Source organism: Pseudomonas putida, assembly GCF_001636055.1.
GTDB lineage: Bacteria > Pseudomonadota > Gammaproteobacteria > Pseudomonadales > Pseudomonadaceae > Aquipseudomonas > Aquipseudomonas machongensis.
Genome location: NZ_CP011789.1, coordinates 4,441,365 through 4,456,312 on the forward strand (window position 1 = coordinate 4,441,365; position 14,948 = coordinate 4,456,312).

Below are 14,948 nucleotides of genomic sequence, written 5' to 3' on the forward strand. Positions count from 1 at the left end.
GTTACAACCCTTCCAACTCCGCCATCAGATCACTCAACCGATCCACCTTATCCTCATCCAACGCACTGCCCTGCAACCCTTCGACATACGCCGCCAGCTCTTCCACGGTGCTGCACTCGAACATCGCCCGCAGCGGCACATTCAGTTGCAGGCGCTTCTGCACGCGTGAGGCAATCTGCGTGGCCAGCAACGAGTGCCCGCCCAGTTCGAAGAAGTTGTCGCGCACCCCGACCCGCTCAGCCTTGAGCACCTCGCCCCAGATAGCGGCCAGGGTCTCTTCCAGCTCGCTGCGCGGCGCCAGGTAGTCCTGGCTGTGCTGGGCACCGATCTCGATGACCGGCAGCGCCTTGCGATCGAGCTTGCCATTGGTATTGTGCGGCAGGTTATCGAACCAGGCCCAGTGCAGCGGCACCATGTACTCCGGCAACTCGGCACGCAGACGCTGCTTGATCTGCTCGAGCAGACCGGCATCGGCCACCACGCCCTGGTGGGCTACCAGGTAGCCAACCAGATGCTTGCCATTGGCGCCCTCCTGGACACCGACTGCCGCATCGCGAATCTGCGGCTGCTCGTGCAGGCGCGCTTCGATTTCGCCAAGCTCGATACGGTAGCCGCGGATCTTCACTTGGTGGTCAATGCGCCCGACATATTCGAGTACACCATCGGCACGGCGGCGCGCCAGGTCGCCGGTGCGATACAGGCGCTCGCCCGGCGCGCCATGCGGATGCGGGATGAAGGCCAGGGCCGTACGCACCGGGTCGCCAACATAACCACGACCGACACCCGTGCCGGCCACGCACAGCTCGCCCACCGCGCCCAACGGTACCAGCGTCTGCTCTTCGCCGTAGAGGTACAGGCGGTTGTTGTCGGTCGGGGTGCCGATGGGCAGGTAGCTGCCGCGGGTCGAGTCGGCATCGACACGGAAGAACGCCACATCGTCCGAACATTCGGCCGGACCATAGGCGTTGACCAGGCCGATCTGCGGATAGCGCTCCAGCCACTGGGCGGCCAGCTCCGGAGGCATCGCCTCGCCGGTCGGCAGCATCCAGCGCAGGCCATCCAATGCCTGATGATCGTTGGCCAACATGCCCTGGATCAACGAAGGCACGCTTTCCAGCACGGTGATACCGCTGGCCTGGACATGCGCCAGCAAGCCCTGGGGATCGTGGGCAATGGCATTTGGCACGATCTCGACACGGGCCCCGAACAGTGGTGCTGCCAGGAACTGCCACACCGAGATGTCAAAGCTCTGCGAAGCGGTCTGGGCGATAACATCGTGTTCGTCCAGCGCCAGGTACGGCACCTTGCTCAGCTGGTTGTTGAGCATGCCGCGCTGCTCGACCATCACGCCTTTGGGCAGCCCGGTGGAGCCCGAGGTGTAGATCACGTAGGCCAGGTTGTCCGGCCCGCTGTGGATACCCGGGTTGTGGCCAGCGACCTGGCTGGCCTGGATATCCTCCCACACCAGCAGCTTCGGCCGTACCGCCCCGCTCAACTCGTCGAGCAACTGACCCGCCTGCTCGGCACAGGCGGCGCTGCACACCAGCACTGGTGTGCGGCTGAGCTCGACGATACGCTGCAGGCGCGCCGAGGGCAGGCCCGGATCCAGCGGCAGGTAACCCGCACCGGCCTTGAAGCTGCCAACGATCATCCCCAGCAGCGGCAGACCACGCTCGGCCAGCAGGGCAACGGGCTGATCGATGCTCACTCCGGCTGCGACCAGCGCATGTCCCAGGCGGTTGGCGGCCAGGTTGAGCCCGGCATAGTCGTAGGACGCCTCCAGGCAACGGGCGGCGATACGCTCGGGGTGCGCCGCAACGCGTGCCTCGAACAGCTCGACATAGCTCTGCTCCAAGGTATAGGCGTGCTCGGTGCGGTTGCAGTCCTCGAGCAGGAAGCGCTGCTCGTCGGCACCCAGCAGTGGCAGTGCCTGGACCTCACCCTCGAAGCCTTCGACCAGCGCCAGCAGCAGGCGCTTGAATTCAGCCAGCAGCCGCTCGACGGTCGGGTAGTCGAAGTAGCGCTGGTCGAACGACAGGTGCAGGCCCAGGTCGTCGCCCGGATAGCACACCGCCGTCAGCGGGAAGTTGGTGTGGGTACGGCCCGAGTCGGAGCTGGCGTTCAAGTGCTGGGCGTGGTCAAGCACATTGCTCTCGACCGGCGCGTTTTCGAACACGAACAGGCTATCGAACAGCGCCTGCCCCTTGGGCAGCTCGCTGCACTCCTGGATCGCCACCAGCGGCAGGTACTCGTACTCACGCAACTGCATGTTGCGATCGAGCAGGCCTTGCAGCCACTGACGCACGCTCTGGCGCTCGCCGGCCGCCGGCAGCTGCACGCGCAAGGCGATGCTGTTGATGAACAGCCCGACCGTGCGCTGCATCTGCGGCAAGCTCACCGGGCGCCCGGCAACGGTCACCCCGAACACTACGTCGCGCTCGCCGCTGTAGCGGGCCAGTACCAGTGCCCAGGCCGCCTGGGCGAAGGTGTTGACGGTCAGTTGATGAGCCTGCGCCAGTTCACGCAGACGCGCCCCCTCGCTCACCTCGAGGCGGGTGTAGCAATCGCCGACGATCATGCCGTCCCCGGCGTGGTCATGGCGCAGCGGGCGGTCGCTGGGGATCGCCGTGGCGCGTTCGAAGCCGGCCAGGTTGGCCTGCCACCACTGGCGTGCTTCGTCCAGGTCCTGGCGCTGCAGCCAGCCGATGTAGTCGCGATAGCGCGGCGGCACCGGCAAGTGCGCGGCACGGCCTTCGCCCAGTGCCTGGTAGATTTCGAAGAAGTCGTTCATCAGCAACGAGCGACACCAGGCATCGATGAGGATGTGATGGTTGCTCATCATGAACCAGTAGCGCTCATCGGCCACGCGCACCAGACGCAGGTGGAACGGCGCCTCGCGCAGCAACTCGAATCCGGCTTCACGCTCCTGTTTGTGCAGCGCTTGCAGGCGGGCTTCCTGGCTGGCCTCGTCAAGGTCGCGCCAGTCCTGGTAGTCGACGGCGGTCTTGCCTGGCTTGTGGATGATCTGCAGCATCGCTTCGCCCGCATTCCAGCTGAACGATGCACGCAGCGCCTCGTGGCGCGCCACCACCGCCTGCCAGGCCTGAGCGAAGCGCTCCGGCTCCAGCGCACTGTTGATGCGGTAGCGGTCCTGCATGTAGTAGATGCCGGTGCCGGGTTCCAGCAGGGTGTGCAGCAGCAGCCCTTCCTGCATTGGCGTCAGCGGGTAGACATCCTCGATCTCGCCAGCCGGCACCGGCAGCGTGTCGATCTGCTCCTGGGTCAGTTGGGCCAGCGGGAAGTCCGACGGCGTGAAGCTGCCGTTGCCCTCGACCAGGCAGTGGGCGACCAGCGCCAGCAGTTCCTGGCGATAGGCTTCGGCCAGTTCGGCGATGGTCGCCTCGTCGTAGCGCTCTGTACTGAAAGTCCAACGCAGTTGCAAGGCACCGCCATAGACCTGGCCATCCACGCTCAGCCAGTTGGGCAGTGGCGCGTCCGGGTCATGGGCCAGCCCCGCAGGGGCATCCAGCGGCTGGAACACGGCATTGGCGTCGAACTGCTGGTCGAACTGCCCGAGGTAGTTGAAGGTGATGCGCGCCTGTGGCAACGCCGCCATGCGCTCACGCCCCGCAGAATCGGCCAGGTAGCGCAGCACACCATAACCCAGCCCCTTGTGCGGCACCTGGCGCAGTTGTTCCTTGATGCCCTTGATCGACGCACTGCGCGCGGCATCGTCGTCGCCGGTTACCGGGTTCAAGCTCAGCGGATAGGCGTTGGTGAACCAGCCGACGCTGCGGGTCAGGTCGATATCTTCGAACAGCCCTTCGCGTCCATGCCCCTCGAGCTGTACCAGCACCTGCTCATCGCCGCTCCAGTGGCTCAGGGTGCGCGCCAGAGCGGTCAGCAGCAGGTCGTTGACCTGGGTGTGATAGGCCGCTGGCGCCTGCTGCAACAGTTGGCGGGTCTGCTCGGTGTCGAGCTCGATGGCCAAGGTGCGCGCATGGCGGTGCAGGTTGCCGCCCTGCGGGTGATCGCACGGCAGCTCGCGGCGTACACGACCCAGCTGTCCCTCCCACCAGCCCAGCTCGTCACGCAGCGAGTCGCTGCCGGCATAGCTGGCCAGACGCGCCGACCAGTCGCCCATGGCATGGGTCTTGGCCGTCAGGGTTTCACCGCGGTACAGCGCCTGCAGGTCCTCCAGCACTACACGCCAGGACACGCCGTCGACCACCAGGTGATGGATGGCCAGCAGCAAGCGTTGCGCGCCTGCGCCATCGGTCAGCAGCAGGCCGCGCAACAGGGGCCCTTGCTGCAGGTCGAGGCTGCGCTGCACGTCGGTATAGAGCGCCTGGCAATCGTCGAAGTCAGCGACGGTCGCCGTCCACAGCAGCGGCTGGGCGCCGGCCTGGTCGTATTCACCCTGCCAGCGGCCAGCCACCTGGGTGAAGCGCAGGCGCAGGCTGTCGTGATGCTGCACCAGCGCCGCCAGCGCGGCCTCAAGCCGGTCAGCGAGCAGCGGTTTGCGTGCTTCGAGCAGCACAGCCTGGTTCCAGTGCTGCGGCTGCGGCACTTCGCTGTCGAAGAACCAATGCTGGATCGGCGTCAGGCCGATACGGCCCTGACGCGCCCCCTGCTCCACATGCGTTGGCCCCGCGCCGTGGGTGACCACGGTTGCCAGGGTCTGGATGGTCTGGTGCTGGAACAGGTCGCGCGGGGTGAACTGCAGGCCCAACTGACGGGCGCGACTGACCACCTGGATCGACAGGATCGAGTCACCGCCCAGTTCGAAGAAATTGTCCTGCACACCCACGCGCGAGACATTGAGCACCTCGCGCCAGATTTGCGCCAACTGCGCCTCCAACTCATTGGCCGGCGCCTGGTACAGCTGGTGTGCCTGCTCGAGATCCGGCGCTGGCAGCGCACGACGGTCGAGCTTGCCATTGCCCATCAGCGGCAGGCGATCGAGCAGTACCAGGTGCGCAGGCACCATGTAGTCGGGCAGGTGTTGCCGTGCATGGGCTTTGACCGCCTCGCGCAGGTGCGCCTGGGCATCACTGCTCGCCTTGGCCTGAGCGCAGACCAGGTAGCCCACCAGTTGCTTGCCGCCCGGCAGATCGAGGGCCAGAACCACGGCCTCCTCGACATCGGCGTGCTCCTGAAGGCGGCTTTCGATCTCGCCCAGCTCGATGCGGAAACCACGGATCTTCACCTGCTGGTCAGCGCGGCCGATGTACTCGACCAACCCGTCGGCGCGCAGGCGCACCAGATCGCCGGTGCGATACAGCCGGCCACCGTCATGGCTGAAGGGGTCGGCGACGAAACGTTCGGCCGACAGCCCCGGGCGATCGTGATAGCCCTGGGCGAGGCCCGCGCCACCGACATACAGCTCACCGATGCCGCCCTGGGGCAACAGCGCCAGGTCCTCGTCGAGGATGTAGCCGGTGCGCGCCCCGATCATGCGGCCAATCGGCACGCTGCCCGCATCGGCCGACAAGGTTTCGGGGGCCAGGCACGCCAGCGGCATGACCACTGTTTCGGTCGGGCCGTAGGCATTGAAGAATTGCTGCGGGGCGAAGGCCTGGCGGATGCGCTGCAAGTGCTCGCCGGTCAGCGCTTCGCCGCCGGTGATCACCAGGCGCACAGGCAGTTGCTCGCCACGCCCGGCCAGGAACTGCGCCAGCTGGCTGCCATAGCTCGGGGTGAAACCGAGAATGCTCACCTGCTGCTCGCGCACCAGGTCGCAGATCTCTTCGGCGCCCCATTGCCCCTGGGCGCGCAGCACCACACGTGCCCCGCACAGCAGCGGCGTGAGCAGGCGTTCGCTGGCCGCATCGAAGTTGATCGAATAGAAATGCAGCTCGCAATCGTCGCTGCGCATGCCGAAGTCGGCGATCACCGCCTGGCAATGCATGGCGATCTCGCCATGGCTGACCACCACGCCCTTGGGCTTGCCGGTGGAGCCGGAGGTGTAGATCAGGTAGGCCTGGTGCTGCGGCAGGTTGAGGTTGTCCAGTGGCGCATCGCTGTAGGCGGACAGCGACGCTGCGTCGTCCTCCAGGCTCCAGGTGACGACACCGGCCGGCAGTTCGCCAAGGGTCGCGAGCAGCTCGCGCTGGCCGATCAGCAGGTCCAGGCGGCTGTCCTCGATCATGTAGTGCAGGCGCTCGAGCGGGTATTCCGGATCGAGCGGCACATAGGCGCCACCGGCCTTGAGGATCGCCAGCAGGCCGACCACCATCTGCGACGAGCGCTCCAGCGCCAGGCCCACCCGCACTTGCGGGCCAACTCCGCGCTCACGCAGGGCTCGGGCCAGACGGTTGGCCTGCTGATCGAGCTCGGCGTAGCTCAGGTGCTGGCCGGCGAAGGTCAAGGCCCGCGCCTGCGGCGTGCGCTCCACCTGGGCGGCGAACAGCCCGTGCAGGGTCTGGTCAAGATCGAAATCCTGTTCGCCCTGAAGCTGCCCGACCAGCTCCTGCTGCTCGGCACCCGACAGCATCGGCAGCTCGCACAGGCGTTGCTGCGGATCTTCGAGCATCGCCGCCAGCAACTGCTGCAGGTGTTCGGCCATGCGCGCGATGCGCGGCTCATCGAACAGGTCGCGGCTGTAGGTCAGGCAGCAGCCGAGCCGGCCGTCCAGGTCGGTGACTTCCAGGTACAGGTCGAACTTGGTGGCGCTGGCGTCGTTGACCAGGTAGTCCACCTGCATGCCTGCCAGGGTTCGGCTTTGCTGGAAGGCCCAGCGCTGCACGTTGCACATTACCTGGAACAGCGGGTTGTAGGCACTGCTGCGCGGCGGCTGCAGGGCTTCGACCAGTTGTTCGAACGGCAGGTCCTGGTGCGACTGGCCGTCGATGATGGTCTGACGCATCTGCTCGAGCAGTGCGGCGGCGCTCATCTGCCCATCCAGTTCGCAGCGCAGCACCTGGGTGTTGAGGAAGGCACCGATCAGCCCCTCGCTTTCCGGGCGGATGCGGTTGGCCACCGGCGCGCCGATACGCAGGTCGCGCTGGCCGCTGTAGCGGTGCAGCAGTGCGGCCAGCGTGGCGGTCATGGTCATGAACAGGGTCAGCCCGCGCTGGCTGTTGAACGCATGCACACGCTCGACCAGCGCCGGATCGAGGTCGAAGCGATACAACTCGCCGCGATGGCTCTGCACCGCTGGGCGCGGGCGGTCCGTCGGCAGTGCCAGGACCGGATGCTCGTCGCCCAGGCGCGCTTTCCAGTAGTCGAGCTGGCGCGCGCCCTCCCCGCCTTCGAGCCACTGGCGCTGCCAGACGCTGTAGTCCAGATACTGCACTGGCAGCGGCTGCAGCGGCGATTCGCGCTCGTCGACGAAGGCTTCGTAAAGCTCGCCCAGCTCACGGGCGAAGATGTCCATCGCCCAGCCTTCGGTGACGATATGGTGCAGGGTCAGGACGAAATAGTGCTCACGCTCCTGCACCTTGACCAGGCAGGCACGCAGCAACGGACCACGCTCCAGGTCGAACGGCTGGTGCGCCTGCTCGTCGGCCAGTTGCTGCAGGCGCTGCTGGCGATTGTCGGCCGGCAGCGCGCTGAAGTCCTGCCAGTCCAGGTGCAGGCCGCTGTCGTCGGCCACGCACTGGTAGGGCTTGCCATCGATGCTGGGGAAGGTGGTGCGCAGGGTCTCGTGGCGGACGATCAACGCCTGCAGGGCACGTTCGAAAGCGTCCACATGCAGCGCGCCGCATAGACGCGCCATGCCGCCGACGTTGTACGCAGGGCTGTCCGGTTCCATCTGCCAGAGGAACCACATGCGCTGCTGCGAGTAGGACAGCGGCACGGCCTGACGGCGATCGACACGGGTGATCGCCCCCTGCAGGTTGCAACCACCGCTGGCGCGGATCCGCGCGATCTCGGCACAGAAGGCACCCAGCTCACTGGCCTCGAACAGCGCCTTGAGCGGCAGCTCGACGTCACAGGCCTGGCGGCAGCGCGAAACGATCTGGGTGGCCAGCAGCGAGTGGCCACCGAGGGCGAAGAAGTCGTCCTGCAGGCCTACCTGGGGCAGGTTCAGCACCTCGCGCCAGATCGCCGCCACTTGCCGCTCCAGCGCGGACTGCGGCTCGACGTGTTGGCGTTGCTGCCAGACCGGCGCCGGCAGCGCCTTGCGATCGACCTTGCCGCTCGGGCCCAAGGGCATCTGCGCGAGGTGAACCAACTGCGCTGGCACCATGTAGGCGGGCAGTTGCGCGCCGAGGGTCGCCAGCAAGGCGGCGCTCTGCTCGACGCCGCTGTAGTAACCGACCAACTGCGCGCCGACAGCGTCGCGGTGGATCAGCACCAACGCCTGCTCGACACCTTGCTGGGCCAGCAGCACGGCCTGGACTTCTTCAGGCTCGACGCGGAAGCCGCGCACCTTGACCTGCTGGTCGAGGCGCCCGAGGTATTCCAGCGCACCGTCGTGCACCAGCCAGCGCGCGCGGTCGCCGCTGCGGTACAGGCGCTGACCGTCGCCATCGGGTTGCGGCACGAAACGCTCGGCGGTGAGTCCCGGACGTCCCAGATAGCCACGGGCCAGGCCCGCGCCGCCCAGGCACAGTTCGCCCGGCACGCCCGGTGCGGTCAGTTCGAATTCATCATCCAGCACACGGCACAGCACATTGGCCAGTGGACGGCCGATGGGCGAGCGCTCGCCATCCTCGCGCTGGCTGTGCCAGTGGGTGACGTTGATCGCGGTCTCGGTCGGGCCATAACGGTTGTGCAACTGCACCTGGGGGAGCAAGGCCAGGGCCCGGTCGCGCAGGCTGGCAGGCAGCGCCTCGCCGCCGGAGAACAGCCGACGCAGGCTGGTGCAACCTGCGGCCAGCGGCTCCTGGACAAACACCTGCAACAGCGGCGGCACGAAGTGCAGCGTGGTCACGCCATGCTGCTGCACCAGTGCGGCGATGCGCTGCGGATCGCGGTGCTCACCAGGGCCTGCCAGTACCAGGCGGCAGCCGGTGACCAGCGGCCAGAAGCATTCCCACACCGACACGTCGAAGCTGATCGGTGCCTTCTGCATCAGCACGTCGCGGTCGTCCAGCGCATAGGTGGCCTGCATCCATTGCAGGCGTTCGGCCAGGGCAGCATGGGTGTTGCCCACGCCCTTGGGCTGGCCGGTGGAGCCGGAGGTATAGATCACATAGGCCAGGTGCTCGCCTTCCAGGCGCAGGCCCGGGGCCTGGCTGGGCCAGGTGTCCAGGTGCAACTGGTCCAGCGCGATGGTACTGACGCCCTCGACCTGGGGCAGGCGCTCGAGCAGGGTGCTCTGGCTCAGCAGCAGGCCCGCACCACAGTCGGCGAGCATGTAGGCCAGGCGTTCGGCCGGGTAGTCGACATCCAGCGGTACATAGGCGCCGCCCGCCTTGAGGATCGCCAGCAGGCCGACCAGCAGTTGCGGCGAGCGCTCGACCGCGATGGCCACGCATGTGTCCGGGCCGACGCCCTTGTCGCGCAGGTAGTGAGCCAGGCGGTTGGCCTGCTGGTGCAGGCTGGCGTAGTCGAGCTGACCGCCCTCCCACACCAGGGCGACGCGCTCCGGTGTCAGGCGTGCCTGCTCGTTGAGCTGCTCGACCAGCAAGGCTCTGGCGGGCTCGGCAGGGGCCTGCCCCCAGGCGAGCAGTTGCGCGCGGCCTGGCTCATCCAGCAGTTGCACTTCGCCCACGGCCAGCTGCGGTTGCGCGCAGACCTGTTCGAGCAGCGCCAGCAGGTGCTGGGCCAGGCGCTTGACGGTGCTGGCGTCGAACAGCTCGGCGGCGTAGTCGAAGGCCAGTGTCAGCCGGCCCTGGTGGTCTTCCTCACTGTGCAGTTGCAGGTCGAACTTGGCCTCGCGGCTGTGCCACGGCAGCTCTTCGGCAAGCAGTCCGGGCAGGCGGCGCAGCGCGGACAGGTCGCGCTGCTGGTGGTTGAACATGACCTGGAACAGGCCCTGCTCACGGGCCTGGGGCAGCGCTTCGAGCAGTTGCTCGAACGGCAGGTCCTGGTGCGCCTGGGCACCAAGGGTGCGCTCACGCACCTGGGCCAGCAACTGGTCGAACGGCGTACGGCCGTCGAACTCGGCACGCATGACCTGGGTGTTGATGAAGAAGCCGACCATGGCCTGGGTTTCCAGGCGCGGGCGGTTGGCGTTGGGGACGCCGACGCGGATGTCGGACTGGCCGCTGTAGCGCTGCAGCAAGGCTTGCCAGCCCGCCAGCAGGACCATGAACAGGCTGGCCTGCTGGTCACGGGCCAGGCCCTTGAGAGCTTCGCCGAGTTTGGCGGGCACCTTCATGTTCAGGCGCGCAGCGCGCTGCTCGCCCAGCGCCGAGCGTGGATGGTCGGTGCACAGGTCGAGTACCGGCAATTCGTCGCCCAGTTGCGCCTTCCAGTATTCCAGCTGACGTGCAGCCTCACCTTCTGCCAGCCACTGGCGCTGCCAGGTGCCGTAGTCGGCGTAGCCCAGCGCGAGGGGCGCGAGATTGGGTTGCTGGCCCTGGCAGTGGGCGGTGTAGAGTCGGGCGAACTCCTCGAGCAGGATATTCAGCGACCAGCCGTCGGCGACGATGTGATGCAGGGTTACCCACAACTGGTGTTCTTCATCGTCCAGGCGCGCCAAGGTCACGCGCAGCAGCGGCCCTTGGAGCAAGTCGAAGGGTTGGCGGGCCTCATGCTCGCGACGATTGGCGACCTCGCTGGCGTCCACCCCTTCGAGATCGACACGCTGCAAGGCAAAGTCGGCATGCGCCAGCACATGCTGCAGGGCCTCGCCATCCACTTCGCTGAAGCGCGTGCGCAGGGATTCGTGACGCTCGACCAGCGCCTGGAAGCTCGCCTGCAGCGCTGCCTCGTCCAGTTCGCCACGCAGGTGCAGGCCGGCAGGGATGTTGTAGGCAGCGGACTGCGGCTCCAGTTGCCACAGCAACCACAGTCGGTTCTGCGCCAGCGACTGCGGCAATGCCTTGGCGCGATCGAGGGCGGCGATGGCGCCGGTGCCCTGCCCGCCTAGCTCCAGCACGCAGGCCACTGCCGCGCTGTAGTCGGCCAGTACAGGCGCTTCGAACAGGGTACGCAGGCTGAGCGTGACACCCAGCTCGTCGGACAGCCGCGCGGTGACCTGGGTGGCGGCGATGGAGTTGCCGCCCAGCAGCAGGAAATGATCGTCCGCCGTCACCGCCTCGACCTTGAGCAGGTCGCGCCATACCGCCGCAATGCGCATCTGCAGGGCATCGCCGCTGGCACCCCGCTCGGAGGACGCGGCATCTGCCGGGAAGCGAGCATAGCAATCGAGGCTGCCGTCGCTCATGCGCAGACGGCGGGCCGAACGCTGCAGCTTGCCACTGGAGGTCTTGGGCAGCGCCCCCGGGTTGAGCAGCAAGACCACGGCCGGCGCCTGGCGGCAGGCGTCGGCGATGACCTGGCGCAGGGTCTTGATCAGCGCTTGCGCAGGCATCGCCTTCTGCACATTGCGGCTGACTTCCACCGCCACGCCGATGCCCTCTTCGCCTCGATCGTCCACGGCGAACACCGCCACGCGCCCTTTGCGCAACACATCGACCTCACGCTCGAGGGTCTTCTCCAGATCCTGCGGATAGAGGTTCTGGCCGCGCACGATCAGCATGTCCTTCAACCGCCCGGTGACGAACACCTCGCCATCGCGCATGAAGCCCAGGTCGCCGGTACGCAGCCAGATCTGGCCGTCCATCTCGACAAAGGTACGCGCCGTGGCCTCGGGGTTGCGCCAATAGCCCCGCGCAATGCTCGGGCCGCCGGCCCAGATTTCGCCCACCCGGTTATCGCCCAGCACCGCCAGTTGCTGCGGTTCGACGATACGCACCGCATGGCCCGGCTGCGGATAGCCGCAGCTCATCAGCACGCTGCCCTTGCCAGGCTCGGCGCGGTTGGCGGCGAAGGCCTCGGCATCGAGCTCCAGCGCGCCAATGCCCTGGCCGCGTCGGCTGCCGCTGACGAACAGAGTGGCTTCGGCCAGCCCGTAGCTGGCGAAGAAGCTGCTCGCCTGGAAGCCGCAGGCGGCGAACTTGCCGGCAAACGTCTCGAGGCTGTCCTGGCGGATCGGCTCGGAACCGGAGTAGGCCACCCGCCAGCGGCTGAGGTCGAGCCCGGCCAAGGCCGCTTCGCTGACCCGTTCGCTGCACAGGCGGTAGGCGAAATCCGGGCCGCCACTGATGGTGCCACCGTATTCGCTGATCGCCTGCAGCCAGCGCAGGGGCCGGGCGAGGAAGTAGCCCGGCGACATCAGCACACAGGGCACACCGCTGAAGATCGGTTGCAGCAGGCCGCCAATCAGGCCCATGTCGTGGTACAGCGGTAGCCAGCTGACGATCACATCGTCAGGGTTGAGGTCGATGCCAAAACCCTGGCGGATCAGTTGCTCGTTAGCCACCAGGTTGCCATGGCTGACCTGCACACCCTTGGGCAGCGCGGTGGAGCCAGAGGTGTACTGCAGGAAGGCGATGTGCTCGCCGGCCAGCGCCGGTTCACGCCAGTCGTCGGCCAGCTCAGGGGCCAGGCGGTCCACCGCCAGCAGGCCCGGGGCGGCATCCGTCGCCAGAGCATCGAGGCCCTGCAAACTGTCATGAAGCGCTTCTACCGTCAGCAGCAGACGCGGCTGGGCATCGTCGATGATCGACAGCAGCCGCTCCTGATGGTGCTGGCGCGAAGACTCCGGCGGATAGGCCGGCACTGCGATCACTCCGGCATACAGGCAGCCGAAGAATGCCGCGACATAGTCCGGACCGCTGGGAAACAGCAGGATCGCCCGATCGCCGAACGTGGCACGGGCCTGCAGGGCGGCGGCGATGGTACGGGCGCGCAGGTCCAGCTCGCGGTAGCTGAGCACCGCCTGTTCGCGGGGATCGTCGGCCAGAAAGCGCAAGGCGATCCGGTCCGGGGTCGCCGCGGCGCGTTGCGCCAGGGCCTGGACCAGCGTGAGCGGGAGTTCGAAGGCGTCCATCATGGAGTGTTCCTGCCAGTGTCTGGGTAAGTCGGGCCGGAGCCGGGCCAGGTGCGCAAGGCACGTCGGGCGGGCGGCAGTCGGCGGCCGGATGTACACAGGGGAACGGATGGGCCGGAGAAATAATTAGAAACGTCGCGGGCCTGCGAACGACGTTCACACAGGGGCCATGGAGGGGGTGCAGCTTAGACCACAATCGAATAGAGACTCACTTACTTCTGTATTTGACAATCATTATCATTCTGAATAGTTTGTCGCACGTTGTAGGAAGCATGACTAATCGGTGTGCTCCCTTTCCTCACAGAGACAAGGTGATTTCCATGGCGGAACAACTATCCACAAGTAAGTGCGATTCACCATTACTCCAGGCGTTCGTCGACAATCGCAGCATCCTCGTCAAGATTGCCGCCCGTATCACGGGCTGTCGGTCGCGCGCCGAGGATGTGGTGCAGGATGCCTTCTTCCGGCTCGGTTCCGCGCCGCAGATCACGTCATCGTTCAAGGCCCAGCTCAGCTACCTGTTCCAGATCGTGCGCAACCTGGCCATCGACCACTACCGCAAGCAGGCGATGGAGCTGAAGTACTCGGGCAGCGAGGAAGAAGGCATGAACGTGGTGATCCAGAATGCCTCGCCAGAAGCCACCCACATCAACCTGGCGACCCTCGAGCACATCGCCGAAGCGCTCAACGAGCTGCCCCAGCGCACTCGCTACGCGTTCGAGATGTACCGCCTGCACGGCGTGCCGCAAAAAGACATCGCCAAGGAGCTCGGGGTCTCACCAACGCTGGTCAACTTCATGATCCGCGACGCGCTGATCCACTGCCGCAAGAACAGCCGCCAGGCCGAGGGCTGACCGCCTCACAGGTATCGCGCGCACCGCACGGCACCTGTCAGCGTGATCGGGCCGCACAGCGGCCCACGCCCTGCGCGCCGCTAGACCAGCGTGCAACGATCGAAGAAACGCTCACGCCCCAGGATCATCAGCGCCGCCCGCTTGTGCGGGAAATCGAACTCTTTGTCGCAGTGGAAGCACTGATCGTGCATGTAGCCGATCATCTTGCCGTTGTCGGCGCGCGGCTCGGCGACGACGCGCTGGGTGCGCGGGTCGTCGAGGAACAGGTAGTGCACCAGCGCCGACATCCAGCTCGCCACCTTGTGCGGGCCACGGTGCGCCTGTTCGCCCACGAGCATATGGATACCGCGGTCGTAGTCGTCGGCCGGATAGAACGGCGCGATGCGGTCTTCCTTGGCCCAGTAGGCTTCGAAGTAGGCGAACGGCTCATCGTCGAAACAGCCGATGAGTGTCAGGGTGTGCGGGTCTGCCTCGAGCTTGCTCAGGTATTCGCGGTGCTGCTCCAGGCTGCCCTGCTCCTGCCAGAAGTGCGCGACACGGGGCTCGTTCTGCCAACGGTTGAAACGCGCCAGGTCCTGCTCGACTTCCAGAGTGCGTAGCGACACCCACGCCCCCAGGCGCGCATCGAAACGGCGATACACCTCGCCCCGGGGTTTGGGGGCGCGGCGTGGATGGCGCTTGCCGTTGCTGATCTGCATCTGCTGCGGGTAGACACCGCTCTGTACCTCGCCAAGCCAGGGCTGCGGCAACTGCCAGAACAGCGCTCGCTCGCAGATCAACACGTGCGCTTGCTCGCTGGCTACCAGCAGGCCGCTCGCCAGCAACGTCGGCACCCACGCTGGCGCCTCCGGCAAATGCCAGGCCAGGCGCTGGCAGGCAGGATCGCGCGACAGCAGCCAGTAGCAGGCAGCCCACAGGGCCTGGACGCCGCGATCCGGGCAGACGGTTTCCAGGTGAACCTGCACAGGGTCGGCGGGAACCAGGCGTACCTGGATCAGCGGGCGCCCCTCCAGGGTCAGACTCAACCGGGAACCGGTCTCGTCGCCTTGCAGGCTGTGCCATCGAGGAAGGGAAAGCGGCGTCGAAGCAGCGTCGAAAGGCATGGTCATGGCTCACGGAAAAATGGAATCACACTCAAGTGT

General features: G+C 66.6%; 3 protein-coding genes. 1 reads left to right on the top strand and 2 read right to left on the bottom strand.

What is annotated here, in order from left to right; all coding sequences use genetic code 11:
- Position 1 precedes the first annotated feature (1 nt).
- Positions 2-12,955: a non-ribosomal peptide synthetase gene (locus tag AB688_RS19885; protein WP_063545642.1), complete on the bottom strand. Its 12,954-nt coding sequence runs from the start codon at positions 12,953-12,955 to the stop codon at positions 2-4.
- A gap of 317 nt (positions 12,956-13,272) precedes the next feature.
- On the opposite strand from AB688_RS19885, the gene AB688_RS19890 reads away from it, so the two are divergent.
- Positions 13,273-13,806 carry an RNA polymerase factor sigma-70 gene (locus tag AB688_RS19890; protein WP_054894776.1) on the top strand — a complete coding sequence of 178 codons (534 nt, stop codon included), beginning with the start codon at positions 13,273-13,275 and terminating at the stop codon, positions 13,804-13,806.
- A gap of 80 nt (positions 13,807-13,886) precedes the next feature.
- Here the strand turns inward: AB688_RS19890 and AB688_RS19895 are convergent, their stop codons facing one another.
- On the bottom strand, positions 13,887-14,909 hold the full coding sequence (locus AB688_RS19895; protein WP_063546845.1) for a GNAT family N-acetyltransferase: 1,023 nt from the start codon (positions 14,907-14,909) through the stop codon (positions 13,887-13,889).
- Positions 14,910-14,948 lie beyond the last annotated feature (39 nt).